This window comes from Alteromonas sp. 38 (assembly GCF_902506055.1).
GTDB lineage: Bacteria > Pseudomonadota > Gammaproteobacteria > Enterobacterales > Alteromonadaceae > Alteromonas > Alteromonas lipotrueae.
The window spans coordinates 3,194,508-3,217,496 of record NZ_LR733300.1 but is presented as its reverse complement, the minus strand read 5'-3'; the positions used below and the strand labels follow the sequence as shown (position 1 = coordinate 3,217,496).

General features: G+C 39.8%; 20 protein-coding genes. 7 read left to right on the top strand and 13 right to left on the bottom strand.

From position 1 onward, the window contains the following. Positions 1-65: 65 nt before the first annotated feature. From FLAVO9R_RS14010 to FLAVO9R_RS13990, 5 genes are all read left to right on the top strand, one after another. The gene (locus FLAVO9R_RS14010; protein ID WP_159532260.1) at positions 66-1,052 is read left to right on the top strand and encodes an endonuclease/exonuclease/phosphatase family protein; all 987 of its coding nucleotides are present in this window, start codon (positions 66-68) and stop codon (positions 1,050-1,052) included. Further along, positions 1,045-2,103 (top strand): hypothetical protein, encoded by a 1,059-nt coding sequence (locus FLAVO9R_RS14005; protein ID WP_159532258.1) that lies wholly within the window; start codon positions 1,045-1,047, stop codon positions 2,101-2,103. The genes FLAVO9R_RS14010 and FLAVO9R_RS14005 overlap by 8 nt, the downstream gene beginning before the upstream one ends. A 14-nt stretch (positions 2,104-2,117) precedes the next feature. Continuing rightward, positions 2,118-2,969, top strand: a complete 852-nt coding sequence (locus FLAVO9R_RS14000; RefSeq protein WP_159532256.1) for a hypothetical protein — start codon at positions 2,118-2,120, stop codon at positions 2,967-2,969. A 99-nt stretch (positions 2,970-3,068) separates the two neighbouring features. Beyond that, positions 3,069-4,199: an acyltransferase family protein gene (locus FLAVO9R_RS13995; RefSeq protein ID WP_159532254.1), complete on the top strand. Its 1,131-nt coding sequence runs from the start codon at positions 3,069-3,071 to the stop codon at positions 4,197-4,199. 74 nt (positions 4,200-4,273) lie between these two features. Further along, positions 4,274-5,443, top strand: a complete 1,170-nt coding sequence (locus FLAVO9R_RS13990) for a polysaccharide pyruvyl transferase family protein (protein WP_159532252.1) — start codon at positions 4,274-4,276, stop codon at positions 5,441-5,443. Positions 5,444-5,467: 24 nt separating this feature from the next. Here FLAVO9R_RS13990 and FLAVO9R_RS13985 read toward each other — a convergent pair whose 3' ends face one another. The 12 genes from FLAVO9R_RS13985 to FLAVO9R_RS13930 form a co-directional block, all read right to left on the bottom strand. Continuing rightward, a complete protein-coding gene (locus FLAVO9R_RS13985; RefSeq protein ID WP_159532250.1) occupies positions 5,468-6,952 on the bottom strand; it encodes an oligosaccharide flippase family protein in 1,485 nt (494 codons plus the stop codon). A 41-nt stretch (positions 6,953-6,993) separates the two neighbouring features. Beyond that, on the bottom strand, positions 6,994-7,953 hold the full coding sequence (locus tag FLAVO9R_RS13980) for a hypothetical protein (protein WP_159532248.1): 960 nt from the start codon (positions 7,951-7,953) through the stop codon (positions 6,994-6,996). Next, positions 7,950-9,083, bottom strand: coding sequence for a glycosyltransferase (locus FLAVO9R_RS13975; RefSeq protein ID WP_159532246.1), 1,134 nt, complete (start codon positions 9,081-9,083; stop codon positions 7,950-7,952). Before FLAVO9R_RS13975 ends, FLAVO9R_RS13980 begins: the two co-directional genes overlap by 4 nt. Continuing rightward, positions 9,080-10,123: a glycosyltransferase family 4 protein gene (locus tag FLAVO9R_RS13970; protein ID WP_159532244.1), complete on the bottom strand. Its 1,044-nt coding sequence runs from the start codon at positions 10,121-10,123 to the stop codon at positions 9,080-9,082. Before FLAVO9R_RS13970 ends, FLAVO9R_RS13975 begins: the two co-directional genes overlap by 4 nt. Before the next feature lie 2 nt (positions 10,124-10,125). After that, positions 10,126-11,103, bottom strand: a complete 978-nt coding sequence (locus FLAVO9R_RS13965) for a polysaccharide deacetylase family protein (protein WP_159532242.1) — start codon at positions 11,101-11,103, stop codon at positions 10,126-10,128. Between the two features lie 8 nt (positions 11,104-11,111). Then, a complete protein-coding gene (locus FLAVO9R_RS13960; protein WP_159532241.1) occupies positions 11,112-12,275 on the bottom strand; it encodes a hypothetical protein in 1,164 nt (387 codons plus the stop codon). Next, positions 12,272-13,459, bottom strand: a complete 1,188-nt coding sequence (locus tag FLAVO9R_RS13955) for a glycosyltransferase family 2 protein (protein ID WP_159532239.1) — start codon at positions 13,457-13,459, stop codon at positions 12,272-12,274. Before FLAVO9R_RS13955 ends, FLAVO9R_RS13960 begins: the two co-directional genes overlap by 4 nt. A 6-nt stretch (positions 13,460-13,465) precedes the next feature. After that, positions 13,466-13,978: a serine O-acetyltransferase gene (locus FLAVO9R_RS13950; protein ID WP_159532237.1), complete on the bottom strand. Its 513-nt coding sequence runs from the start codon at positions 13,976-13,978 to the stop codon at positions 13,466-13,468. Between the two features lie 2 nt (positions 13,979-13,980). Beyond that, entirely contained in the window at positions 13,981-14,877 is an 897-nt protein-coding gene (locus FLAVO9R_RS13945; RefSeq protein ID WP_159532235.1) for a ThiF family adenylyltransferase, read from the bottom strand. A gap of 23 nt (positions 14,878-14,900) precedes the next feature. Next, positions 14,901-17,648: an XrtA/PEP-CTERM system TPR-repeat protein PrsT gene (prsT, locus tag FLAVO9R_RS13940; protein WP_159532233.1), complete on the bottom strand. Its 2,748-nt coding sequence runs from the start codon at positions 17,646-17,648 to the stop codon at positions 14,901-14,903. A gap of 169 nt (positions 17,649-17,817) precedes the next feature. After that, positions 17,818-18,729 (bottom strand): PEP-CTERM sorting domain-containing protein, encoded by a 912-nt coding sequence (locus FLAVO9R_RS13935; RefSeq protein ID WP_159532231.1) that lies wholly within the window; start codon positions 18,727-18,729, stop codon positions 17,818-17,820. Between the two features lie 64 nt (positions 18,730-18,793). After that, entirely contained in the window at positions 18,794-19,714 is a 921-nt protein-coding gene (locus FLAVO9R_RS13930; RefSeq protein ID WP_159532229.1) for a PEP-CTERM/exosortase system-associated acyltransferase, read from the bottom strand. A gap of 214 nt (positions 19,715-19,928) precedes the next feature. Between FLAVO9R_RS13930 and FLAVO9R_RS13925 the strand changes: the two genes are divergently transcribed. Together FLAVO9R_RS13925 and FLAVO9R_RS13920 are read left to right on the top strand one after the other, a co-directional pair. Continuing rightward, positions 19,929-20,708 (top strand): S1 family peptidase, encoded by a 780-nt coding sequence (locus FLAVO9R_RS13925; RefSeq protein WP_232370651.1) that lies wholly within the window; start codon positions 19,929-19,931, stop codon positions 20,706-20,708. 14 nt (positions 20,709-20,722) lie between these two features. After that, a complete protein-coding gene (locus FLAVO9R_RS13920) occupies positions 20,723-21,739 on the top strand; it encodes an NAD-dependent epimerase (protein WP_159532227.1) in 1,017 nt (338 codons plus the stop codon). Positions 21,740-21,760: 21 nt separating this feature from the next. Here FLAVO9R_RS13920 and FLAVO9R_RS13915 read toward each other — a convergent pair whose 3' ends face one another. Beyond that, complete coding sequence (locus FLAVO9R_RS13915; protein ID WP_201299272.1) at positions 21,761-22,642, bottom strand: patatin-like phospholipase family protein; 882 nt, start codon at positions 22,640-22,642, stop codon at positions 21,761-21,763. Positions 22,643-22,989: the final 347 nt, after the last annotated feature.

The window sequence follows — 22,989 nt, the reverse complement described above, 5'->3', positions numbered from 1 at the left end:
CGACTAGCTATTAAGCCCAAACACCATTAAAAATAGCCACTAAAAATATATCGGGACCGAAAATAATGATTCTTGCTTTATGTCGCGTAGTTAGCATACTCCTACTTTGTATAGTATTCGTGGTCAGTGGAGCTTTTATCCTTAATATAGAGCTATTTGATATTTTTTATTTTCTCGACTTTCTACCAGACTATGTTTTGCTTCTACTGTGTGTTCCTGCGTTAATATTTCTCGGAAAGTCAAAACGATACCTGGTCCCCTTAGCATTACTTGCCATATTCTTTGCTTCACCTTTTAACTTCTCTTTTTTCAGTAAAAAAGCTACTGCAGCGATAGATTATGAAAGCCAACTCTCAATCGCATCATACAATGTCGCTCAACGTGTCGAAAAAGCAGAATTGTACAATTGGTTCATAGAACAAGATTTAGATATTCTTTTTATTCAAGAGGCATCGCGTCTAGGTCAGTTCAATGTAGGTGAATATGCCGGTGTTTATACTAATTGCGTTCAGCGCCTATGTATCTTATCGCGCTTTGAACTTGAGGAATTGGATAGTCTGGATAGAAAACCCTTGGGCGGATGGGGTCGGTTTGTTTCATTGCACAGTGCAAAAATCAGGGGGGATTCAGTCCTGTTAGCCAATGTTCATTTTGCCTCGATATCTAATTTTGGGTATAGGTTCAACACGTTGAAAGGATTTGAATCAAAATTATCCTTATTTAAGGATGCAAAAGCTGTTGAGTTTGGTCTAGTTCGCGCTTTATTAGATAAATGGACCGATAACGACGCAGTGATCATCGCTGGGGATTTTAACATCACCGATAGAAACTACCAATATGAACAGTATTGGGGGGATCTATACAATCTTTTCGCCGTTGGCGGCAGTGGATATGGCTCAACGCGTAAAAATAGGTTGGTGAGCCCACGTATAGACCATCTACTCGTAAGCAAAGCGTTTACGCCTATTCATTCCGAGGTGGGGGAAGATATGGGTAGTGATCACTTACCAATCCAAGGGATTGTAGTCTTGAAGGGAGTCGAGAGTGAATAAGCTGAAATGTACTGTCTATGCTGATAATAACTCAAATCATTTGCAGCAAATCTATACGGGCTTAACCATGCTGCATCGCCAGGGTAGGCTCAAGGTATCCATGCGAGTTGGGAAAGAAGCACGTAAAAGCACTGTGCCGTTCAGCGTTCAGCCCAACATCCTGCATATCGAGCTGGCGGGTAAGAAGTTGTGCTTTGATACGTCTGATAGTGCCGCAATTGACCTTGAAGCGTACGCACTGACTAACCATTATTTTAAGCGTAGTTTTAACCCATCTTTAGAGCCTGAAAATTATCAAAAGAACGTATATCCGTATGGATTAAATTACTTAGTGTATCCAGATGGGTTTGACCCATTTGGATTTAAACGTTGTGCGCTTTTTTACAGCACCAAAGAGTGGAAAAAAGAGTTAATAAAACAAGCGGATTTTCTAGGGAAAATACATTTTAAAGCATCAGTTTCTAATATTAGTTCTACCCCTGTTTTAAGAGAACAGGCTAAAGTACTTTTTTTAGCTCGCCTTTGGGACACTGAGATCGACAGTTATTTCCAAATTAGCGACCAGCAAAAAACGCAAAGAGAAGAAATCAATGTCCAGCGTGCTAAGTGTATTGAGCTTTTAAGAGATGAATTTGGGAGTCGATTTACCGGAGGGTTAATTGCAACGGATTTCGCAGTCAAGCAACACCCTCAATTAGTGGTTGATAACGCTGGTCTAACGACAAAAAGTAATTACCTGCATACCGTAAAGTCTCATGATATATGTATTGCGTCCACGGGTCTTCACGGCTCTATAGGATGGAAATTTGGTGAGTATATCGCTATGTCTAAATCAATTGTTGCAGAAAAAAACTTAAATTATGTTCCTAATTTAGCTGAAGGAAGTCACTACCTAGCGTTTACTACAGCACAAGAGTGTGTAGACCAAGCCATTAGGTTAGATGAAAGTACTGACACTAGGTTTTCTATGATGAAAGAGAATCACCGCTACTATGAGTCTAATTTGAGACCAGATGCCCTTTTAATGAAATGTTTTGAACAAGTGCTTTAGAAGTTGAGATAGTTATGGCAATTAAAGTAGCAGTTTGTTTTTTTGGAATAACCAGAGGTGTTTCTACTACATATAGACACATTGAAGCGAATATATATTCTTCTATAGCGACGCTCAATTTTGAACATAAAGTGTTTGCGCACTTCTTTGAGCAAACACGTGTTGAAAACAGTAGAAGCGGAGAGAAGGGCGCTATCGACCCTAACGATGCTTATTTACTTTCTCCTGATGATATATGCTTTGAGCCGCCAGAACTATTTCTAGCCGATTCTACTTACAAGAATGTAATAAAGTTTGGTGACTTCTGGGAAGATGAGAACAAGTCTATTAAAAATCTATATCATCAGCTTTATTCAATGGCCTCAGTGACTGATAAATGCCTTAAATGGCAGCCTGATATCGTATTGTTTTTACGTCCCGATTTGCATTACCACGATGACTTCAGGACCATCATCGAGCAAGCAAGTAAACGAATTCATAAAAACTCTCTTGCCCTACCTAATTGGCAGCATTGTGGTGGTTATAACGACAGGTTTGCTGTGGTCACTGGTGATGAGGCCATAGCTGCCTATGGGAAACGATTTAATAAGATACTTAAATTTTGTGAGGAAACTAAAAGTCCAATCCACAGCGAAAGATTGGTGAAGTTTTCTACATCCGCTTTTGATGTGTCTTTTATTCCTTTAAGAGCATCAAGGGTAAGATCCGATGGTAGCGAAGTTCAAGAGCTATTTTTACATTATAAGACCATGCTATTTTCGAGGTGGTTAGAAAACGTTAGTAGTGTAAGTCAGCACTATAGAAGAAAAATAGTATGGCTCTACCAGAAATTAAGATTCGGTGACCCTTATAAAGGTCTAGATTGAATACGCGATTATTTGGCGTTAGATAAGGTCTTTATATATGTATAAAACGAACGTAACATTGTGTAAATTTAATTTTACGAAACCTAGGGGATTGGATTCGTGAACAATATCCCAAGAACGAATCATTTTATATGGCTGCGATATTTAGCCGCATTTTCAATTGTGTTTTCGCATTCTAAGCAATTTGATACTGCGCCACAGAGCTATATTGACGTAGTCGCAACCCTGACGTGGTTTGTTCCAGGAGTGCCTATTCTTTTTTTTATCAGTGGCTTTCTCATTACGCTAAGTTCTTCAAATAGTGACTCACTCACAGCGTTTTTTGTCAAAAGGGTGTTGAGGGTTTACCCCCCATTATGGGCAGCCTTTAGTGTTAGTCTTGTATTGATTTTTACGCTGGGTATGGTCGATTTGCATGGTCAAGATTGGCTGAAATTCCTGCTTTGGAGTCTAGGACAACTGACCGTAGTGTTTTTCTATCATCCCGACTTTTTGAGTCATGTAGGAACTGGGGTGCTCAACGGTAGTTTGTGGGTTATTCCCGTTATCCTTCAATTTTATTTGGGGCTGCCGTTACTAAAAAGGCTAGATGCTTATTGGGTGCAAAGAGGAAAGACACAATATATCTATGTAGTGCTGATACTATGCGGGTTATTTAATATGGTATTTCACTATTTCAATAATTTTTACCCCAACAATGTGACCAAGGTCATACATTTTTTAACTTTTTTACCATGGTTGTTCTTCTTTATATTAGGGTATGTGTTTAGTCGAGACTTTGTTCGATTTAGACGGCTGACCCAATATGCGACCCCTTGGATTTTGCTGCATGTGATGTTGTTTATATCACTTGCTTGGTTAGGGTTCAGGTGGGGACGAAACGATATAAATCCAATATTATTTACTGTACTCGCTTTCTTTATTGTCAGTATTGCGTTTAAGGCGCCGTCAACAAGTACTTTGTTCAATAAGATTGAGAAGGCTATTGCTAAAAATGATGTATCCTTTGGTTTATTCGTGTATCAAATGGTTGTTCTAAATACGATGATGTTCTTGGGTGTTTTCGAAGACAATTGGGCGGCAAGATTAGTCACCTTTTTGATTGCTACCATTATGATTTCCTCAGCCAGCTTGATTTTTTTAGAAAAACCTCTTCGCCATAGAAGAGACTGGTTCATCAAAGTTTTATCAAGTCGTAATAAGCTGTCAAAGGGTGTGGAGAGTAAATAAAATTAACGCCACATAGATTAAATAATTTTGTATGCACAATAATTAACATATAGTGCAGTAAAAAGGACTGGTCAGTGAAAAAGATAGTTTTATATGGTGCCTTCGATAGATATAATTATGGCGATAATTTAATGCCTATTTTGTTAGAAAGTTTTGTAGAACAGTATTTACCAAACTTAAAGCAGACATATGAATTTGAATACGCGTCGATTACTCGCTCGAATCTGACCAATTATAAATGCCTTCCCACGACGCCAATCGATAAAGTGTTAAAAAATTTGCAGTCGGGCTCGGTAGTCATTGTGGTTGGCGGTGAGGTAATTGGTGCAAGTAGAGATATTCTTTTCCTTCATAGTTTTGAAAATAAAGCCACATACTCCATTTTTAGGTCGCTAAAGTGGAGGTTCCCGCGCTTATATAAGGCCCTAGCAAAATTCTCTTTTAATAATGTGAGTTCGCTTCCATATGTTTTAATTACCGATGATTTCCAGGTGTTTTTTAATACCGTTGGTGGCCGGGTGCAGGTTCAGAGTGAAGAACTAAAAGATAAAAGTGTGAAAAGCCTTACGCAATCAGGACATCTTGCGGTAAGGGATAAAAGAACAATGAATGCAATGAACGCTTTTGTCGAGCCGTTGTTGGTTCCAGATTCAGTGCATATTATTACTAAGTTAATTACGGATGACTTCCTAGCAACGCACCTCAGTCAACGTATTGCCGAATTTAAAAACAATAGTTATGTTGCGTTTCAAGCGTCCCCGATAAAATTATCATGTGATGAAGATACCATCATTGCGGCAGTTAAAAAATTAAATAGTCACAGTAGTGCTAAGGTTGTTCTTTTGCCAATAGGCTACGCATCTGGTCACGATGATTTTGAGTTACTAAGTCAAATACACAGCAAACTGCCTCAGGAAACGGTTTTACTAACTGATTTAAATGTCTGGGAAATCATGTACGTTATCAAAAATGCATCGGCGTTTTATGGTACTAGTTTGCATGGGGTGATTACGGCATTTGCTTTCGGAAAACCACATTATTGTATCAATAAGAACATCGACAAGGTTAATGCGTATATCAAAGATTGGTCCGTCGCACCATACAACGAGTCAATTGACTTAGTATCAATTGAGACAACGTTTACTCAAATCCCGGATCCTGTGAAGCTACAAGACAAAGCTGAAGAGCTTGCGGAACGTGTGGTTATTAATAACAAAAGCATGTTTTCTAAACTACTGCCGTAACGCAATCACTCAGTATTATTACTTTTACAGTTTTAATTGTACTTTTTGCTTTATCAAGGCAATAAAATCAGGTGGTAAAAAGAAATAAGCGATTAACGGCACTAACGTGCCGTTAATCAAGGCTGCGGCTCCAATTAACCCAAGCCAACTGTTTACAAACTGCGAAACATAGCTCGAGCTAGCTAGCGCCAATAGACACAAGGTAAAAGAAACGATAAAGCAGATGTCCATTTGCTTTAAAGATATAGCATTGTATTTCAAAAACGCTAGCCTGTAGAGAAAAAATTGCGTGAGATACGAAACAAGGGTGAAGCTGATAGCAACACCTATCGTGCCATATTCGGCTCCTAAAGTGACGATTAGGGTTATTGTGAATATCGAACCTATTAGGGATACGTACATTAAATTTTTGTGGTTCGCTTGCGCGACCAAGATATTCCTAAATATCATCGCATAGGGTCTAACAAGCAGTGAAAATGCCATAATGGATATTAGTAATGAGGCTTCTGCAAAAGTGTCTCCCAACCATACCTCGATAAATGATTGAGAGAAAATGAGAATGTTAATCGCTAGCACCAAACAGGTTAAAAAGCATAAGCGAGCAGTTTTAATGATGTACTCACTCATGTTCCCGCCCCGCGCTACCAACTTGGTAAAATAAGCAGAAAATGCATGAAAAATAGAGTTGTTAAGCGTGTCTGCATGATTTATTAGGTTTTGGGCAACACCAAATATGGCGACGGCCTTAACGGACATAATATTGCTAATGAGTATGGGGGCAGAGCGCTGATTTATCATTCGGGCAAAAGCCATGATGATAATATATTTGGAAAAGTTAAAGAGCTCTAATACGCGACTGAGGCTAATATTACTAACATTTAAACTCCAATAAGGATAAATTTTTCTCGCCACGCCAATCTTCAATAGGTTAATCGATACATCCGTTAAAACGGCACAATAAGCCATGGCTACAACACCATGGTGTCTTCCTATATAAAATATGAGTAATGACTTCACAATGACATTCAGTGTCGATAGGGCCGCATCAGCATCCACTCTCAAATGTGCAGAATAGATTGCATGGATTGGGTTCATGCTAAAGTCCATTACAATCTTCAGCGCGAAAATTAAAGCGACTTGCATTAAAGTATCTTGATAGTCATTTTCTAACCCCAATACATGGGGGTAATTAAACACACAAATAGCAGACAGTGCTGATACGGTTCCCAAACTGAGAAACAGCAACAAAGACGTGGTAAGAAAGGCGTTTGCCGTATCTTTGTCACCTTTCTCTAAGTGTAGGGTAACAAATCGTTGAACCGCTGCGGGGAAACCGAGTTCAATAATGTTAAAAAAGGCCATTACAGAAAGTATTAAAAGCCATAAACCATAGCCGTCGCTGCCAATACTGGTAATAATGCTGGGGGTCAGTATTAGCATGGCGGCAACAGTGACTATTTTTTCAATAAGAGAAAAGAAGCCAGAGGAAAGAAGACGTTTTTTACTCAATGTAGTCAGTACCTATCGATTCAAATTCAGTTCGGTGTGAATTATTTTCTGGTATTGCGGAATAGTTCACGCAGCCGTTTAGCATTTTCAGTTGTCATTTTGAGCTCTTCCGGCAGCTTTTTCTTGCCCATTAAGGTCTTTTTAACATTGAATTTTGATTCTATGACTTTGGGTCTGCTATATCGGCCATCCCAACAGTCAATCAATGCGCCGATATCCAAAGCAATACCACCTTGCCTTTGTATTTCGGCACAATAACCTTTTCCAATCAAACCTGCTGCAACTAAATAGGGCATTCCAGGATATTTCACGTTTATCTCATTTTTTATTCTATTGAAATGATCTGGGTAATGTGGAATGAGAGTTCCTACTTGCCTAGCTGATTTATCGGGAGTGATGTGTTCAATAACATTGATGCTTAATGCTTTTCTGAGTTTTTCAGGAATATTGACACGAGCAGTAACCACGCCAATTTCACCTGCTCGTTCAAGCAAGTTGGTCAGCGCGCCTGAAAGAAAATAGTCAAAAGGGATCCACTGCGTACATAGCTTCTGGTGAGAGTAAGCATTGTATTTGATTGCTTTATACAGTTTGGCAATACGCCTAGCATCGGAATAGCAAATATTTAACTCGGTTGCGCGCAGCGTAAAGGCTTGTTTAAACGCCGCTAAGAAAATCTGCTCATCGTTTTGTTTAAGTAAACCTTCATCAAACGAGACGTCCAATACATCATCTCTAATACCAATTATATTCGTGTTATCGATGGTTTTTTCCAAGTTACTTTTCAATATGGAAAGCTGTTCGATGGTCGCTTTTTTGCCCACATGTTCTGACAAATATTCAATATCTTCGAGTGAGCACTGCTCATCAAAATCTAATAAAGCACCTTCTCCATCACCGAGACGAATAAAGCTGAAAGGTTGCTTGCTTTCGAAAGCTTCGTTAACCGCAAATTCAAAGTCAGAGTAAGGTACTTGAACCAAAGAGTTGTATGCTGTCATTGTTTTATTTCTAATAAAGATTGGATATGTTGCGCTGTGTTCGCCCAAGTAAGGTGAGAAATGGAAGCGCGTATTGCATTGCACTGCCATTCGGTATTCTTTGCCTTCAAGATGGCTTCCTTAACTCCTTCACCACTCAGGGCGTTGATGAAGACTCCGTTCGTGTTTTCTTGCACAACCTCTGGTATTCCTCCCACCTTTGTAACAATCACAGGTGTGCCAGTTGATAGAGACTCCATAACGACATTCGGGACACCTTCTCGATAGCTTGGCAGAATTAAAGCGTCTGAATCATGTATGAAACTCATTAAGCTATCGTGGGGGATAGGGCCGACTAGGTTTACGCTGTCGGCAACACCTAACTGGCTTATTCTTTCTTCAAGATCCTTCATCTGTGCGCCGGCGCCCAATAAGTTCAAATTTATGGTGCAGTTCTGTTTTTTCAATAATGCGATGGCGTCAATCAATTCAAAAATGCCTTTTGTCTTTATGACTGAACCTATAAATACGAGTTTAATTTCAGCTGATGTGAAGACGGGGGAGGATCTTAAGGTAAATGACTCGAAATCGACGCCATTGTAGACGACTTCTGCATTTACTCGCGATGTATGGCTGTGAATGGCGGTGACCAAAGCCTGGCTTTTACCCGTTACAAAGGTGGCTTTTTTAAACGCCCATTTCATCTGACGTTTATGAAGCGGTTTCGTCATTAACGCATTAATGTCGCTCCCTAAACTCTCAATGATAAGTTTATTACCTACCAAGCCTTTAAAGAAAGCCGCACAAACACCTTCGGCATAAGCCCAACTTGCTATCACTCGATTAGCACTTAATATCCAAAGTAATGGCTTAACAGAGATAACTATGGAGATTCCAAGAAAGAGGGGGTGTAGCGAGGTCATCACCTTTGGAACGTAAAAAAAGGGGAATAAGCATGTGTTTTTATCAGTGCGATATCCATTAACCAATACTTGCTTTAACCATGTAAACCAAGGTACAGGAATGAGTTTTTTTATGTCGTAATGCTCTCTTAGATGTTTAGTTTCTTCCAGGTTGTAAGTTGCTCTTGTCTCTTGCCAAGGGAGAGGGTGCAAATTGGTGAAGAAAAGTAGAGGTTTCTTTTTGCTCATGAGTAGTAGCTCTCATATAGCATAGATACACTGTCAATCGAGTAGTTATTTGCGATAAAACGGTAAGCTTTTTCGCCCATTTCTTTCAATTCTTTTCGTTCACCATTTAAGTTGTTCAAATGTTTAAGCCAGGTGTTCATATCATTCCTGTCATAAATATATCCATTCTCTCCACTATTAATAACAGCACTAATATCACCTACATCGGTAGATAACGCGGGTATCCCTCTAGCCATTGCCTCGAGTAAGGACATGGGGAGACCTTCTGTAGTGGAGTTAATTAACAATAAGTCCTTATCATCGTAAATTGATTTTTCGTCCAAGACTGCGCCATGGAATGTCACAAATTGCGACATTGCCAACCTCTCTGTAAGTGTGGTTAGCTTTTCAAGCTCTGGACCATTTCCGTAGACATGTAAATGGCTAAATTCGTGTACCTTTTTGGCAGCAAAGTTCACGATAAGTTGTTCAATGTTTTTTAATGGCACTAGGCGAGAAACAGTACAAAGATTAAGTTTGTCACTGTGTCCTACCCTAAGAGGGGCCTCTGCCACTTCTACACCATTTTTAACAACCTCGACAATGCTTGAGTGCCAGCCGTAGCGTTGAAAAATCCCAGCCTTTATAGGCTCAGAAACCGCAAATATTTTATCTAGATATATAGATGCAATTTTGTGAGAACCACGTAAAAAGCTTATAGGGGGTTCGACCTCCCCATGAATAGTGTAAATAGTATTTTTAAAAAGTAGTAAGGGAAAAATGGGGGCGAATGCTTTAATAACAGCAGGTGAATGTATATGTATTGATGAGTATTTTAATAAAACGATTATCAGTTTGAATAGACGTAGGATGATATTCCCATTCACATTGACCACATCAACGTTTTCCGATTCGATACTTTGCTGGAATGCATCATCTTTGTTTCCAAATGATAAAACTGAAACGTCTAGCCCTTTATCTTTTTGTCTCGACACTAAATTTTTCACGCATTTTTCAGCACCGCCAACTTGCAGACTACTTACGCAATGGATAATTCTCATTTTTAAAATTTCCTGGCATAACCGAACATCTGCATCAAATCGGCTTCACTCATTCCAGGTGCAATTGGGAAACGATGTAAATCATAAGGTGAAGAAGAAGGGAGTTGATTTATGCCTGGTTGAAAATTAAAAGCTAATTCATAACCATTGTTTTTAAGACCGTCGACAACATTATCATCATACGTAGAGCGGTTTCCTACGGGGTATGAAAACGCTGAAATCTTGCATTGTAAATTGGATTCTAAAAGCGCTTTTGAATGACTAAGTTCGTAAAATAGCTCATCAGTGGTTAGCTTGGTAAGAATATCATGGTTGTGGGAGTGAGCACCTAGTTCCATACCATTATCTATAAGTGCTTGTAAGTGACTCCAGTCCATAAACTCAGCGGCAGGGTACAAACCTGAATGGTTGAGATATGCTTCTAATTCCTTGATTTGTTCTTCCGCGGTGCTTTTACAGTGCTTAATAGATGCCAACACAGCACGGATAAAGTGATCACCATCATGCTGGTTAATGACCTTTTCAGACCACCCAGAGAGTTTGATTGCTTTTGGGTCATAGGTTTTAAGTAAATACGCTGCTTTGTCCCACCAAGGAGCAACGGTATTTCCTATTAATCCTGTTGCTATGAAAAAGCTAGCAGTGACATTAAGGCTTTTGAGAATTGGGAGAGCATTGCTGTAATTATCTATATAACCATCGTCAAACGTAATGCACATCACTCTTTCATTGATGGTTTCGTTAATACGAAGGTACTCGCGAAGGGCGCTCAAACTAATTATTCTAAAGTGTTTCTTAAAAAATGCGAGATGCTGCTCTAACTCCTTCGTGGAACAAGAGTAAACACAAGGGTCGAATTGCGTATCTGCACTGTCTCCAATTCGATGGAAATTAACACTGTATAAGCCATTTGGTCTAGATGACCAAAAATACTTGTTCAGCCCTAACAAGTTTCCGAATTTTTTCTTAATACGAGACATCGTCAAACTTAAAGCCGCTTAAATGATGGGGAGGGTAAAATATAATCTCTATAAGCATTGGGGGTCCCCTCTTCGCCTGCTTCTGCAGCTTTGATTATATTGTACATTTCTCGAGCAGAAACATAATGAAGTAAGTAGTTTTCGCCATCATTGTATTTCTCATTAAGGTGACGATGCATTGCCTCGACAGGCTTCCCTAACAGCGTATCCATATCCCCATCTTGCGCACCGTGAGTGTGAATTTTTATAAATACCCACTCAGGCTTCCCTTTTACATGTATACCTTCGTCAACCCACAAATCGACGCGGTTCGGGGTCGGGGGGAAGGTATGTCTGACATCAGAATTTTCAATTTGTGGGAAAATCCCTTTTTTTCTAACCTTCCAATTCAGTCCTAAAATGCCTTGGATAAGAAGTAGGTCGCCCCACGCTCGTCCGCCTTTTTCAATTGGCTTGCCGGTTTCGTACGATTTCGGTTTTTCAGGGTCATCTTTTGCGTAATAAATAGTATTGAGCATGGCAGGCTGAGATGTATCGGGAGAAGGGAAAGTAAAATCCGCGTAGCAACCTGTTTCATTTAGTACAATTAGTTCGTCATTGACACCACACCAATGACCTTCAGGGTGTGAGTTGTCCAGTACCCAGTTACCGTGGATGAATGCGTAGGTGGGTTTTCCTGTTTGGGGATCAATACTTAATGCGTTGTGTTCTTCATGAAGGCATTGCGCAAATCCCGATAGGGTTTTCCTTAAATTGTCACTGGTATCATTTTCATGATGTAGATGGATTTCAATTTCGCCAAAGCCTTTGGCACAAAGGTCTGAGATTTTATCTAGATGTTCTTTTCTATATTCTTCTTCTGGGTAAAAAAAACTATGTTTGGGATGGCAACCATCTGAATCAGTGAATTTCGACGCCATCAATGGATAATCAGTCATCCAGCGGTCTACACGTTTCCTTTCTAATTCTATGTTGTCTTTATTAAGCCATTGGGGTTCATAATGGTCAACGAAGCAAAACATGACATGCTTCGTTCCTGACGGCTCTGGCGATGATGTAAATTGACTCTTGGTATAGTTCCATAGCCAACTTTGCATTTTTTTCTTTTTAATAATGAAAATAAAGGCTGCTATGAAGAGTGTGAGTAAAATTAGTGAAACAACTGCAATCATCGAGATGTCCTTTGCCAAGTAGCAGATAAATTGCTTGTTAGATATCTAATGTAGCCGCGAAATAGCGAAATATTCATGGATACAAAAAACGTTATTAATGATACTAAACCACTAACAATAGGTATGTTTTTTAAAAGCTTAAGGCTTCCAAGTAGCCATAGGCAATAGAATGCAACCTGGGCGCTAAAAAGGTAAGTGTAAATCGAATGGCTATGCCAAAGCAAAGCGAAATTTGTAGATAAAGAGATGATCATAAAGTGCGGTACAAACCAACGCATGACTTTATGGCTTATATAAGAAAACCATCGCCATTTATATTTAGGGTTGAGTAACCAAGTAAGTCTGGCAAAAGCTTGGTAATTGCCTGCACCAATACGTATACGACGATTCGCTTCTTCCTGCATGCTCGGGGCTATCTCTTCTATCGCTTTTGCTTCTGGCGTGTAAACCACGGATTGGTTTTGGCGTGCGACATTCATAACAATACAAAAGTCATCGATAATCGTGTTACTTGGCAGTGGAATATAAAATTTAGTTTTGATGGCATAGATACCGCCATTCGCTCCCAGTAGAGCATCTAATCTTGATTCATGGAATTTAAGCACTTGTTCATACTTCCAATAAAGATTATCTTTATTGTCTCCTGAATGTGCATCAACGAGTACCAACTCTCCACACACCGCACCAACCCCTCTTTGGTTTATAGACATAACAAGTTGAGTTACCGCGTCTTTTTCAAAGGCGGTATTAGCATCTGAAAAAATAGTTACTTCTGATGTAACCCGTTCCATCAAATCATTTAATACGTTAATTTTGCCTCTGTTCTCATCGAAGAAAAAAGTACTCAGCCGTGGATCGTCAAAAGATGCCAATATGGAATTGGTATTGTCCGTACTTCCGTCAGATGCAATGAATATATTGATTTTTTCTGCTGGGTAATCCAGTGAGAGTAAGTTTTCTACTCGTTCTTTTATACATGATTCTTCATTGAATGCAGATATAACGATGGTAACTGAAGAGTTGTCAGATACGTCAATACGACGTTCTTTTTTAATCAGCGTGTAGCGTGTGTCTCTAACACATTGAACCAAGGCGCTGACCAAAATTAATATAAAAGGATAGATAACATAGCTATAGATAATAGCCAAAGAGACAACCCAGAATAAAATTTCAATATACTTCATTTATGCTTACTTTGATTTCGCGGGAATGCCAAGTGCAGTCTTGTTAGACTCTACGTCTTTTACTACTACTGCATTAGCGCCTACTTTTACATTATTACCCACAGTGATTGGGCCAAAAACTTTAGCGCCAGCACCAATAAATATATGGCTTCCAAGAGTGGGAGACTTTCCTTTTTCATCACCCATTACTACACCGCTTTCTAAAGTAATATTGATACCACCCTTTACTTTAGAATTTATGACTACGCCGATAGGATGCATAATGACAAAACCTTCGCCGAAATCTGCATTTACGCCGATAACACAGCCATTATAAACTCTATTTATATGTTGAATTATCAACGCGACAGGTGCCAAAAATTTCGTCTGTGCGCACCTTGCAGCCAAGCGGAAAAGGATATTAGCACTAGTTCCATCAGTAAGACACGTCCTAAATAATGAAATTTCAGCGCCATCTTGATGAAAAATTTCCTGTTTTCTTTTTAAGTCGGATTTTATGAGTTGCAATGTAGATGGCATGATTACGTGTCTTTACTTTCTTCTAAGATCTGTTTTACTTTCTTAAACATGTACTTTTGCAGAGGGTTTCTGTTTCCCCAAGGTCTCCATGTCTTTATCAAGTTATTTCGGTATGCATCAAAGTGAAGACCTCGTGGAGCGCAGACAACCTCACCTCTATCTAATAGTAGTTTCAGTACATTGGTACACAAAACCCCAGCAGCTAACGAAATACCCATACACGTTGAAGGCACCTTCTTTTTCATAAAGTTCACGGATGAATTTTGAACGAGATAATGCCTTTGCTGTACTGATGGAGAAACGCCTATTACAAAACGAACGATGTTATCTTCGAAGTAGTTTTCCTTAGTCGTTTCGTCAGCATCATGGGGGGCGTCAACCATGGCAAAGTATTCGTCAAACGACATACCGCCGGGTTTGAAACATAACATTGCGGTCCCCATCCCCATTGGGGCGGCAGTAATGGTTGGTATTCCTAATTCATAGCAGCGGCGGAAGACTTGCCTTCTTATTTCTAAAGCGAAGATATCCAAACTGTCTATGTATACATCAACACCATCTAGGAAGGCCTCAAGGTTTTCGGGCGAAATCCCTCTATCAAAATTCTTAATATGAGTGTCGGGATTAATGTCTCGTAACGTTTTTTCCATCACAACTGATTTTTCTTCACCAATTGTAGATACAAAAGCACCGGCCTGACGATTGAAGTTGGCGTAATCATATTCGTCTAAATCAGAAATGTGAAAGTTTGAAATGCCCATTCGAGCACATACAATGGCGTGATCGCCTCCAACACCACCTAGTCCGCCGATGGCTACTTTTGTATTCTTAATCTTTTCCTGCTCAGCTTCTGTTACCCAGCCGATATTTCTCGAGAACGCTTCGTTATAATTGAACATGAGATATCTCGTCTTATTAATTATTAAAGATTTGTCTGAACCTTCAGTTCGTCAATCCTACGTTCGTGCTCTTGAGTTTTTGGCTTTAATTGCGTTAATACCTTTCGGGCTTCGCTGTCATTTTTAGCTTTCAAAAGTGCAACAACGTAATCGATACCAATATCGGGGGAATTAGCGCTAGTGTTAAACGCATTTTCAAGTAAGGCTAACGATTCATCTATTCGGTCTAGTTGCAGTAAAATTTTACCACGGGTTGCCATTATAGAAGGGTTCTCTGGAAGTATAGCTTGAGCTGTATCTGCGTACACTAAAGCGTCTTCATATTTTTGTGCTTCACTCAAAAGCCACGCTAAATTGTTTAGCACAAGTGGGCTCTGTACTGTTTCATTTTCTACAAGGTATTTATAGTGAACAATCGCCTTTTCTGGGGCGGAATAAATCTGTTGATTGGCGGCAAATAAACGAATTTTATTGTGGTTTGGCACCATTGAAAGATGTTTTTCGCTGAATGCTAGCGCTTCAGCTTCTTTATCAGCCCTAAATAGTGCGGTATACAGAATAGACGCGACTTCTTGGCTTTTTACGTTCTGATAAACTCTCTCGATAACATCAATGGCTTCGTTGTACTTGCGCTGTGCGATTAATAGTTTGCTTTGAACTGTTAGCCCTAGTTCTGAGCTTTTAATCGCTGGGCTGAGTGAGTCGAAAACGGTAGCGGCTTTTTCAATATTACTATCTAAAATTAAAATTCGAGCTTTAATCAGTTTAAGTTGTGTTTGTTCAGGGAATAGTGAGATGCCTTCTTCCACGAGTTTAAGCGCGCCTTTGTAGTCTCTTGTGATTTCAGCCAATTCAATAGACTTCAAAAAGGGTTTTGTGCTTTTCTCAAGTGCCCGCCATTTTGCAAGCGCCTGTTCGGCATTTGCAAAATCTTTTTTCTCCCAATAAGCATCCGCTAGCATCATCCAGAACTTAGGTTCGCTTTCCGCCTCTGACTGAATATTTGTTAAGACAGTAAACTGTTCATCTGTTTTATTTAGCTCTGCCAGAGCACCCGCGTAAAGCAATGCATACTTTATTTCATCTGATGAGTTGCTCGCTTCTTTAAACGGCTTGAGCGCAGCGTCGTAGTTTCCAAGTTCGTTTTGAATTTGAAAGTGTCGCATGAGGACTACCATATCAAGAGGGTGGTATCCCACTAACGATTCAATCTTAGCTTTAGCTGAGCCTTGGTTGTTATCGCGAATGTCTTTCTCAACGAAAAATAAGTTTGCAGAAATGTGTTCAGGTTCTAATTCAAGAATTTTGTTATAGATGCCAGCTACCTTATAGGCGTTGCTTGTATGTGAGCTAGCTTGCGCTTGAATGTGTAGTGCCGATACAGTGTCGGGGTGAGCATCTAACCAATCTACTGCCAATTGTTCTGCGTTATCGAATTGCCCTGCGTTAAGATAGGCGAACGCTAGTACAAGAAAAGATTTCTCGGAATTGGGATCCTGCTGAAAACTGTTCTCTAACTCATCTATTCCAGTATCCGAAGTGAGTATTTTTAAAAGGCCAATACTTCTTAGAAGTTCAGCGTCTTGTACATCATCTGTGTTTATCTGTTCTATCAGGCTTTTGGCTTGCGCAATTTCACCTTCTTGAATAAGTAAAGATGAAGACTTTGCTAAATAGAGTGCTTCGTTGACAGGAATAGACCTAATATCATCCAAAGAACCATCGCTGTCATTGCTATACCCTAATTTAATCTGAATGATGGAATATAGCTTATGAGAAAAATGCTCAGGTGGTAAGGTTTCTACTATTACCTTTAAGTTTTGATATGCCTGCTCTAAATTGTTTTCGTAGTAATTTGCTAACGCAGCTAAAAGTCGGGTGACGGAATTTGAACGACCATTTTTAATTGCGGTATCAAGGTAAATAAGCGAATTCTCAAAATCGTTTTTAGAAAACTCAATCGTTCCTTTCAATTGATTAAAATAAGGATGATTAGCAGAAAGTGACAAGAGTTGATTAACTAAAGGTTCAGCTCTATCATATTCTTTGTTATTTATTAATGCGTCTGCTAACTTTAACTTAATTTTGTAGTCATTAGCTCTTTTTTTAAGCAAATCTTCTAAGGTTTCAATAGCAAGGTTCCAATTTCCATCGACTGCTTCCAAAATAGCTTTAAACTGAAGTGCTGCGATAAAGTCTGGTTGAGCTTCCACACTTTTATTAGTGTATTCAATTGCATCACCAATTCTATTGTTTTGAACGGCTAAGTAGCCTTTTGCCAGTTGGGAGATTTTTAACGATTCATTGTCAGTAAGACGAGAAAAGCTAGCTGACGCTCTGAATTTTCCGCCACTGTTGTACGTTGCAATTGCCTTATAAATTTCTAATTCAAAAAAGCTTTCAGTATTCTCTTCAGTGTTTTGGATAGATAATCTTTGTAGTTCGTCGAATGATTCAAGCCATAAGAATGTTTCAGCAAGGGATACGACACCATTAGGAGACAGAGAGGTGCCAGCGCGCACAAGCTCTTTTCTCGCCGCAGAATAAAGGCCTTGCTCCAAATAAACTAAACCTAAGGACTCCCTAGCCGTCAAGTTATTTGGTTCTTCTTTAATAACGTTTTTTAAGGCTATTGACGCTTCTTGATACTTGCCTTCTTGTTTTAGTTGTTCAGCATCTAGAAGTACTTCATTAGTCGATTTAGGGCTGCACGCAGTAAGATTCAAGAGTAGGAGGGAGGTTAAAACCGCTAATTTAACTGAAGTATCCACATTAATTTCCTTATTATTTCTTTACACTAAACTAACGCATCAGAATAAATATACAAGATAATATGAATAATTAAATCGCTATAGTGTGAGTATATCATTTGTTAAATGATTAAAAAAAAACCGCTCTAGCTAGAGCGGTCTTTAAATAGATTACAATGTAATCAGAATTTTACTTTTGACGGCGTCTGCGTGCAAAACCGAACATGCTCATAAGGCCAAGACCAAATACAGCAACGGTTGATGGCTCAGCTACCTGGAAAGTAACTGCTGCAGTGTGGTCATCAGATACTAAAACGGTAGTGCCGTCAGCGCTAACTGCTATAGGAGCAAGAATGTTAGCTTCTAATTCAGCGATAGAAACTGTTTGCGCAGCGCTCAACACGATATCAGTCATCGTATCTTCAATGTACTCTTGGAAAGAAGTGAACACTGTGCCAGCAAGGTTAGAAAAGTAAAATACTTCTTCGCCTGCAGCAGTTAAGCTTGTGTCTGTCACTAAGCTTTCAACCACTTGCTCACCAACATTAATGCTGCTAAAGCTAAACATGGTGCTCATTAACAAAACAGGGCCGCTTAAAAAAGCAGTACCTGAATCTTGGTTGAATGGGTCAGATACATCGTAAGCGTAAATATCAAGTGAACCGCCAGTGTAATCAACACCAACACCAGAAACTAAATCACCATCGAGGGCAAGGTCAAACGATAAACGTGTTTGAGAAAAAGGGAAGGTGCTGAAATCAACGCCTAAGCCACCTGGTGAAGGCGTGTAAGTGAAAGTGTTCTGGATAGCTGTACCATCTAAAACCATGTCAGCGAAATCGTCATAAACTGGAGACGATAATTGACCGCCAAAATCATAACCGATTAAAGATATACCAGCACGTGTAGTCACTTGACCAGCATCTACGCCAGAAGTAACAACTTCAGTGTAAGAATCATAAGAAAGGTCAAGCTGCTCGATAGGACCTAAAGGATTAACAGTCGCATCGTCAGACAAATCAAGATAAAAAGGGGTAGCTGCGGCTTGTCCACTAAGCACTAAACCCGCAGCTGTAATCGTTGTAAGTAGTAACTTTTTCATTTCTGCTCTCCGTAAGTATGCAGCGATCTAAATATTGCATTTCTACAAAGCAGTTAGCATGCCACTATTTAAGTTGTTGATTTTGTTGGGTAATAAGTTTTGTCGAAAAAGATCTGTAAATAAACTCGACAATTCTATCTGTGTTCCTAGCCGATAGGTCATTATTCGCAACATCATGTCCAAGTGAGGCTTGAATATGCTTAAACATAGCCGCAAAGCCTTTAGGTAGGTTCTTATGTAACATCTCTGGTGTTATATAATAAGCGGCACGCTTTCCATGATAATCAACTACTGGACCAATTTGTTCGAATTTTATCCCAATGAAACGCATTGAACGAGCTAGTCGCGGCTCCATCATTACGTAGGTATGCTTAATCCCCGAATTGATTGAAATAGATGCAGCTGCCAAATACAACCCGATAGCAATAAAGGGGAAGCATCGAAGTTCAGTTTCCGAGTACGTCGAGGTATTGATTACACCTGTAGATGCACCATCAAACTTATCGCTTTTACGACGGCGAAATTCTTCCGGTACCGCTAATCTAGATACTTCACAAATTTCGTGGCGCTTAAAATTTGCTGGGTTAAGCTCAGGGTGAGTTATCGAAGAGGGACAATATTTTTCAATAGGTAATAACTCATCTTCTTTTTGCGGACGAACGAGTCGAACCGTACCAGCAAAACGATGTGTCTTTTTATGTTCAATCATGCAAGCCGTAGAGTAAGCATCAAACTCATCAATTTCTAGTTTTGATTCTCTTTCCGGTTCAAAGCCTTCTTCTACGCAGTAAACTTGATGTCTAATGCCGTAAGAGTGTTCCTTTAACTCCTTATTGTTTGCAACAAGTGGTGTCAAATACGCAGAAAAGTGCGAAGAAATTTCTCTGACCTCTTGTAATTTTTGATATCCACTTAATGCTTTTGATATTCTACTTTTTTTCCCAAAGATAGTTTGGATCGTAGAAAGTAATTTCCTTTTTTGCATGTTTATTCGTACCTATTTATAAAGACCATACATCCAGAAAGGCTATAAAGGTATCTGCAACCTAAGCAGTGCAACATCTAAGCAGTATAGATTGTATTCCTAATATTATGAACGTATTATTTTTGTAGTTGTATTTATTAGTAAATATAAGTGAAACTGTTAGTTATATCTTTCCCGATGTCTACATTGATATCGATTAACCCAAAGGTGCATCGTGAAAACAGACTCGAAAAGTAGAGGCTTAATGCTATGCGTACTCACAATTGCTTGTATTTTATCGACACAAGCGCTAGCAAAAAACCTCGTTGAGCTGACGAAAAGCTCGGTAAAATCTACAGTGGCTATTGCACTCCATAGCCCTTTGAAACACACAACACCTCAAATTAAAGGGACAGGTTTTATTGTCGGCGATGGTAAACACGTTGTGACAAACTATCACGTTGTTGACGAAGAGCTAGACCCTACTATAGTCGAACATTTCGTTGTAATGTTGCCAGATGGCAAACAAGTACGCTTCGATAAAGTAGAAATCCTGGCCATTGATGACAAGCATGATTTAGCGTTGCTAAAGGTGAATAATCCTTTCCCCTCGTTTAAATTAGCCAACAACTCCTTGGTTGATGCAGGTACGGAACTAGCCATTTTTGGCTATCCATTGGGAGGAGCATTAGGATTGTTTCCTGCTGTACATAAAGGCATAGTGGCAACCATTACGCCTGATTATATGCCTTCTAATAATGCGAGATCGCTTACCGCGAAAAGTCTTGATAGACTTAAGAATCCAGATCTAATTTATCAATTAGATGTGACCGCTTATCCAGGTAATTCAGGAAGCCCGGTTGTTAATGTTGAAACAGGGGAGGTGTTTGCGGTCATCAATAAAGTTTACGTTAGAGACAGTAAAGAAAGTGCGTTAACGCATCCTTCAGGCATTTCTTATGCCATTCCAATCGAGCACGTTCATGCACTGTTAAAGCGTGAAATGGAAAAATAGAAAATAGGACTTTTATGAAAATTCTCGTTACCGGCGCTGCAGGCTTCATTGGTGCAGCCGTTTCTCAATATTTAATTAATCGCGGTGACGATGTTGTTGGGATTGACAACATTAACGATTATTACGATGTCGCGCTTAAACATGCAAGGCTTGAGCAAGTTCAAAATTCAGCGGCAGGCCAACGCTTTACGTTTATTAAGATGGGTGTTGAAGAACGCCCTGAAATGGCTGCCTTATTCGAAGATCAAAAGTTCGACAAGGTGGTGCACTTAGCGGCTCAAGCAGGGGTACGGTATTCAATTGAAAACCCTAATGCTTATGTAGACGCCAACTTAGTTGGCTTTATGAACATACTAGAGGGATGCCGCCATAACAAGGTCGGTCATTTGGTTTATGCATCATCAAGTTCTGTTTATGGTGCGAATGAAACAATGCCGTTCTCAGAACAGCATAATGTTGATCACCAAGTAAGCCTATATGCTGCCTCTAAGAAAGCGAACGAATTGATGGCGCACACGTACAGCCACCTCTATAATCTGCCTACCACTGGATTACGTTTCTTTACGGTTTATGGCCCTTGGGGGCGCCCTGATATGGCGCTATTTAAATTTACTAAAGCCATACTGGAAGGTAAAACCATTCAGGTATACAACTTCGGCAACCACAGACGAGACTTCACCTACATTGATGATATTGTTGAAGGGGTTATTCGCTCGCTTGATAACGTAGCCAAGCCAAATGAAAGTTGGGATGCAAGCGCCCCAGATCCTAGTTCTAGTAAAGCGCCTTACAAGGTTTATAACATTGGCGCACAAACACCCGTGCATTTGCTTAAATTTATCGAAACCTTAGAAGCCTCACTGGGTGTTGAAGCGAAAAAAGAGCTTTTACCATTACAACCTGGTGATGTTCCAGATACCTATGCGGATGTATCATCATTGGTTAATGACACAGGCTATAAACCGTCGACGTCTATCGATGTCGGTGTTAAGAACTTTGTAGATTGGTACAAAGACTTTTACAACATCTAAAAATCCAGACTAAAGCAATTCCTAGCCAGTAGATGCCACTTTGAATGATTGAAAAGCGGCGCACTTTTTGGGAAGAAATTCTTTAGTGGTTTCGTAACCAAGTTCAAATAGATGGTTCTTCATTTCAGCGGTTAACGCAAAGTCTACCGCTGAGATTTCCCCTGTGTTGATAACCACCGTGTTATGCCAATATTTAGCGTTAATATATTCTCTTGATATGGCAGTCATAAAGGTGCGTATCAACATCGATAGATACTGCGGTAGCAATAGCACGCCTTTCTTTATTATCTTACGTTTTTGAATGGCACTTTGAAGTCGAAAGCACACTGTCGGCGTGCCATCATGTTGCCAATCCTCAAACAAGGCATCTTCAGATAATATTGCGCCGTCTACCAACAAGTGTTCTTTGAAAGGTTTAAATGAAAAGAGCAGAGGGATAGACATGGAATAACGTACGGCCTCTGAAACCTTCATGTCCGGCGTATTCTCTTTTCCAAATAATACAGGGCCGCCACCGTTTACATCTGTGGCTAATATAGTGAGTGCGATGGGAAGCTCGGCAAAAGTCATACCTTCAAGCTTATCATCGATCCAGCGTTCAAAATGATCTCCCGACGACAATCCGCCTTCTCGCAATAATCGCCACACAGAAAAAGCGGTAAATTGTTTAAAGTCGGTGGCTATTACTAACTCACGCATATCTTCAATACTATGACCTTTGGCGTACATCGCTGCAATGATTGAGCCTCCAGATACACCCACAAGGGTTTTGATTTCGACATTTAAGTCTTTGAGTGCTTTAAGTATGCCTATATGGGCACTAAGCCGAGTGCCTCCGCCAGACAAAATAGGCACGATGGAAGTGGGTATCTTAGCAACGGGTACCGATGAAGTTACCTGCATGTTTTTTAACTCCAGTGATTATAGTAAAAGCGTAGTAGAGTTAGCCGAGCCCGCCACTTTATTGGCGTGCTGGTAGAGGTACTAGTTAAATGCTTAAGCACTAATGTTGGCATTACTGTACGAGCAAGAAACGCGTGCCTAGAGTGTATTTGTAGCGGTAAAAGCGAGGTGATAAACGCCGGTAAAAATGTCTGTAACAAGTGGTTGAAAAAATAGCAGTGGAAAAGGCTAGAAAAAGAACCAAGACAATGACTGAAAGCGTTAATGAATGATGAGTTTTTCCAGTAGAGCACCAGCAAAAATGCCGAACTTATCTTATTATTAATACTCAGTAAGATAAGCTCGGC

Bases quoted from the DNA above. Each gene is read 5' to 3' on its own strand.
- FLAVO9R_RS14010 (WP_159532260.1), top strand. From the start codon at position 66: ATGATTCTTGCTTTATGTCGCGTAGTTAGCATACTCCTACTTTGTATA.
- FLAVO9R_RS14000 (WP_159532256.1), top strand. From the start codon at position 2,118: ATGGCAATTAAAGTAGCAGTTTGTTTTTTTGGAATAACCAGAGGTGTT.
- FLAVO9R_RS13980 (WP_159532248.1), bottom strand. From the start codon at position 7,953: ATGACAGCATACAACTCTTTGGTTCAAGTACCTTACTCTGACTTTGAA.
- FLAVO9R_RS13975 (WP_159532246.1), bottom strand. From the start codon at position 9,083: ATGAGCAAAAAGAAACCTCTACTTTTCTTCACCAATTTGCACCCTCTC.
- FLAVO9R_RS13970 (WP_159532244.1), bottom strand. From the start codon at position 10,123: ATGAGAATTATCCATTGCGTAAGTAGTCTGCAAGTTGGCGGTGCTGAA.
- FLAVO9R_RS13965 (WP_159532242.1), bottom strand. From the start codon at position 11,103: ATGTCTCGTATTAAGAAAAAATTCGGAAACTTGTTAGGGCTGAACAAG.
- FLAVO9R_RS13960 (WP_159532241.1), bottom strand. From the start codon at position 12,275: ATGATTGCAGTTGTTTCACTAATTTTACTCACACTCTTCATAGCAGCC.
- FLAVO9R_RS13955 (WP_159532239.1), bottom strand. From the start codon at position 13,459: ATGAAGTATATTGAAATTTTATTCTGGGTTGTCTCTTTGGCTATTATC.
- FLAVO9R_RS13950 (WP_159532237.1), bottom strand. From the start codon at position 13,978: ATGCCATCTACATTGCAACTCATAAAATCCGACTTAAAAAGAAAACAG.
- FLAVO9R_RS13945 (WP_159532235.1), bottom strand. From the start codon at position 14,877: ATGTTCAATTATAACGAAGCGTTCTCGAGAAATATCGGCTGGGTAACA.
- FLAVO9R_RS13935 (WP_159532231.1), bottom strand. From the start codon at position 18,729: ATGAAAAAGTTACTACTTACAACGATTACAGCTGCGGGTTTAGTGCTT.
- FLAVO9R_RS13930 (WP_159532229.1), bottom strand. From the start codon at position 19,714: ATGCAAAAAAGGAAATTACTTTCTACGATCCAAACTATCTTTGGGAAA.
- FLAVO9R_RS13920 (WP_159532227.1), top strand. From the start codon at position 20,723: ATGAAAATTCTCGTTACCGGCGCTGCAGGCTTCATTGGTGCAGCCGTT.
- FLAVO9R_RS13915 (WP_201299272.1), bottom strand. From the start codon at position 22,642: ATGCAGGTAACTTCATCGGTACCCGTTGCTAAGATACCCACTTCCATC.